This is a genomic window from Paraburkholderia sp. JHI2823 (assembly GCF_038900695.1).
Taxonomy (GTDB): Bacteria; Pseudomonadota; Gammaproteobacteria; order Burkholderiales; family Burkholderiaceae; genus Paraburkholderia; species Paraburkholderia mimosarum.
Map to the genome: position 1 here is coordinate 1 of NZ_JAYMRY010000103.1, position 4261 is coordinate 4261.

The following is a 4261-nucleotide window of genomic DNA, read 5'->3' on the forward strand; positions in this document are numbered from 1 at the left end:
GTATCCAACCCGCGCATATCAGCGTGATACACCGTCGATGTTACTGCTGCGCCGCCCTCAGGAAACTGGACGTACCCTATGCGAAAACCGAAAACCACTGAGCCGCTTGACACGGAAAATCATATCAACCCGACCCTCCGCCACGATCTCGGATTATTGAAATCGAGGCAGGTACGCCGTAAGGCAAACTGTTGGGGGAGCGGGTATGAGAACGCGGAAAAAGCGAACGGCGTGCGGTAATAGCTCGCATAGGGGTTCGAACTTTGCCCTGACCCGAAAGGGTGCAGACTTCCGCGTGGTGCAGTTGTCGCAAGTCCATGTTTGAGATTCATTGAGGGGAAGCTTGAGAGAGACCGTTCTTTACGGTTCAGCGCCCTTCGTCTCAGCGATGAGGCGAATCAACAATGTGACGCTTGCGAAGGTGTCGTGCAACTCGGCGAGACCGGCGTCAGTACGACGCTTAATGCTGTGCGCGAGCCGTATGCGGGGAAAGCTCGCACGTACGGTTCTTCGGGGGCCGCGTTTCCGAGAGGGAACGCGGCTACCCTCTACAAGCAGGCGCTCCCTTTGAAATGGTAGTACTCCGATCCATCGCGGCGAATTCGGTGCAATTCATCCGGTTCAACGCATCTCGTTATACACATCTCGGACTACGCAGCTTCGTGGCGAAGTCCGCGTAGTGTTTCGGCTGCTGTCATGACGCGTTCCAGACCTTGCCAGATCGTCTTGGCGCCCGGTTCGCCATCGCTTTTTTCGGGCAAGGAAGCCGCCGCATTGAGCCACCAGTCGAAGCACCACATTCAGTTTCTGTGCGCCTGCTGGCATGCGCTTTTTCATCAGCAGGTAGGCACCATGAATCTCGTCCGGATCGAAGAACAATGCTGCATCAAGGTCGGGACATGTCCTGCCCATACGCATCAAGTACGCAATGCGCCACGCCACGATCATGAACAGCGCGAGCGCGCGCTCGATGCGCTCAAGGGTGCCCAATTGCAATTCTTCAACGCAGCAACCGTTCTTCAGGATATTGAAGTAAATTTCCACTTCCCACCGGGCCCGATACCAGTCGATCAGTTCAACCAGTTCGTCGTGGTCCGCCGGCGTTCGGTTGGTCAGCAATCGCCACTCGACCGGCGTCACGCCCGCGGGGGTCAACTTCCTTGGCAATGACGCACGTTACCGTCACACCGCATGGCAGCTTCACGCGCTTCATGCCAAGCGTCTGTTTGACTGTGCGGGCCTTCTGGCCATCGCGGGGTGCCATCATGAACTGGATTTCGCCCACAGCCTTCGTTTTGAGCACCTTGTCCCAGAGCTTGCCACCACCATCCAGGCAGCGGTCGTGTGTCGATCGAATCAGCCAGTCTCTTAGAAGGTGTTATGCACTTTTGTTAAGGGATGCAAAGTGGACGAGCATAAGCACGGAGAACACGACGAAATGCAGACCTGCCAAGGTTTCGGGCAAGCGCTCGTAGTCTCTGGTCAGTCGGCGGAAGCGGTTAAGCCAGCCGAAGCTGCGTTCCACCACCCAACGACGCGGCAACAGTACAAAGCCCTTTTTCGCCTCCGGCAACCTGACCAATTGAAGGTCGATGCCTTCATCGAGCGCGGCCTGTGCAGGCTCTTCGCCGGTGTAGCCCTGGTCAGCGAACGCGATTTTCACTGTCTGCCCCGTGGCCTGCTGGACCTGTCGCGCCAGTTCACCGACCTGTGCACGCTCCTGTTCGTTAGCCGGCGTCACATGCACCGCAAGCAGCTGCCCCTATGTATCTACCGCCATGTGCACCTTGCTCCCTTTCTTACGCTTGTACCCGTCATAGCCTGCGCGTGGACCGCTCTCGCACGTCGACTGCAGCGTACGGCCGTCGAGGATGACTGCACTGGGCTGACCCCGGCGATCCTGCGCCACCCGGACAATCGAACGCAGGTCATTGACCATAGAATCTCGAAACAGCCTGCCTGAATCCAGCGCTGCGTCTGCTGGTAGACCGTCTCCCACGGCGGAAAGTCATTGGGCAGCAGACGCCACGGCGCACCCGCGCGGACAATCCAGCGCAAGGCGTTGAACATCTCGCGCAATTCGTAGCGACGCTGAGGCGCGTTCTGATTCATCAATGTCAGGTATGGAGCGGCGAAGTACCATTCTTCATCCGATACATCCGTTGGGTAGGGTCTGCGTTTTTTCATCCCGCCAGGGTACCAGGTCTGGCCGAAAGTTCATAACACCGTCTAGAGGCCAGTTCAAAAATCCGACTGCGCTCGTTTGAATATATTCCAGCACACGAGCGAGCAAGCGAATTTGAGGAATGCTTCGTGAATGTCGCTACGGCGATCGAAGCGAATGCGAAGCCGACGGAAATTGTGGAGCCACGAGTGAGTTCGTTCTACCACCCAGCGGAATTTCCCCAGGCCACTGCCATGTTCAGTTCGACGCCGCGCGATTACTGGCCTGATGCCACGATCTCGCAAGCGCCGGCGATGTGCGTCGGAGTCATAGCCGCGATCGCCGTAGATGAGTTTTGGCTTGCGCAGTGGTCGGCCACGCGTGCCGCGAATCGGCGCGATGGCATCGACCAACGGCAGCAACTGGGTGACGTCGTTACGGTTTGCGCCGGTCAGAATCATGCTGACCGGTACCCCGTTGGCATCTACAAGGACGTGGTGCTTCGAACCAGGGCGCGCGCGATCCGTGGGGTTCGGCCCAGTTTTTCGCCCGCCCCAACGGCTCGTACCGACGATGAATCGACGGCAGCATATGAGAGGTCCAGTTGTCCGGATTCGCGCAACCTGTCGAGCAGCAATGCATGCAGCCTGTTCCAGACGCCTGCCTTCTGCCATGCGTCGAGACGACGCCAGCAGGTCGCCCCGGACCCAAACCCCAGTTCGGACGGCAAGTGGTTCCACCGTATCCCGGTGCGTAACACAAACAGGACGCCATTGAGCGCCGCCCGCTCTGACACACGGGATCGTCCGCGGCGCTCGTTGTTTCGGCGTCTGGGTTTCGGCAGTAGCGGTTCGATCAGTGCCCACAATTCGTCGTCAATGATCGGCGCTTGCATCCCCTCGGTCTCCGTTCTCTGGACGACTGAGGTTAACATCGCGCCGCGAAAGTTAACAGACCATCAAGGTTTTTTAGAGGGTAGCCACGTTCCCTCTCGGAAACGCGGCCCCCGAAGAACCGTACATGCGAGTTTCCCCGCATACGGCTCGCGCACGGCATGAAGCATCTCGGCGATGCCGGTCGTGTCTGTGCATACACAACCTTCATTGACGTCACATCGTCGATTCCTCCCGTTACCGGAAGACGGGCGCTGAACCGTAGTCAAACCGGCCTCTCTCAAGCTTCCCATTGATGAGTCCCTGATATGGACCAACGACAGCCGCACCACGCGCACGTCAGCACCTTTTAGGTCGGGGCAAATCTCGAACCCCTATGTCACCCATTACAGGCAACCCTTCGCTTCTTGCGCGTTCTCACTCCCGCTTCCCCAACAGTGTTCCTCACGGGCCACCTGCCGCCGCTCCATTGAACCGAAACGAAGGCGGGGAATCGGGGTTCCCGCGTTCCCATCCCTGCCGACCTGGATACTCTCAGGTCTATCCGTTTAGCACCTGTCTATTCCCCGATGGCGCTTCGACGACGTGCACCCAGTTCAAAGGGGTACAACCGGCCATTCACCATTTTGGTCAGAGCCTTTCAGCAGCTTTGGCTCTTCGAGGCTAACGAGGTTTCATCCAACAGTTCACATACGTTGTGCATGCGGAACTTGCCTGGCCCCCACACCGCACGGCTGCTGGCAGTGTCGATTCCTTCCCGGTCACCCGGGTGAATCGCCATAATGAAGGGTACGTTGTCCCCGAAGCTTCGCACCCGACCGTTACCAATCGCGCACGTCCGGGTAGGCAACTGCTGGTCGTACAGCAGGTCACGGCTTCAAACTCCGACAATCAGGTGTTGAATGTGACAAGGCAGAGAAGAGCTTTGCCATCCACTACATTGCCGATTTACGTCCGGCGGACGGCGACACGCGTCGCACTTGAACTGGCCTCTTAGGGACGATGGTGTATCGGATCGGCTTCATCGGCGGGATCGGAGTGAGTGTCGGTCAGTTAACGTGCAATGCGTGTTGCAGCATGCCCGGCGCACGACAGCGGACAAAAACATGCGAGGCAAAATGAGCACCGGCCGCGAAAGCGGCCGGCGGTTCAGGCGGGGCTTTAGTGGGCGGCGCTCAGCGCCTTTTCGAGCCGGTCGCCGCTG

At 58.5% G+C, this 4261-nt stretch carries 1 protein-coding gene and 2 pseudogenes; all 3 read right to left on the bottom strand.

The genetic code is table 11. From position 1 onward, the window contains the following. Positions 1-650: 650 nt before the first annotated feature. A pseudogene (locus VSR34_RS37480) lies at positions 651-1366 on the bottom strand (IS4 family transposase); the annotation flags it as partial. Positions 1367-1378: 12 nt separating this feature from the next. After that, positions 1379-2187 (bottom strand): annotated as a pseudogene (locus tag VSR34_RS37485) (IS5 family transposase). Positions 2188-2241: 54 nt separating this feature from the next. Beyond that, positions 2242-3059 (bottom strand): IS5 family transposase gene (locus VSR34_RS37490; RefSeq protein WP_342965122.1). Its coding sequence is split into 2 segments (ribosomal slippage): positions 2242-2711 and positions 2711-3059, totalling 819 coding nucleotides; the frame shifts between segments, so codons are not numbered across the junction. Positions 3060-4261: the final 1202 nt, after the last annotated feature.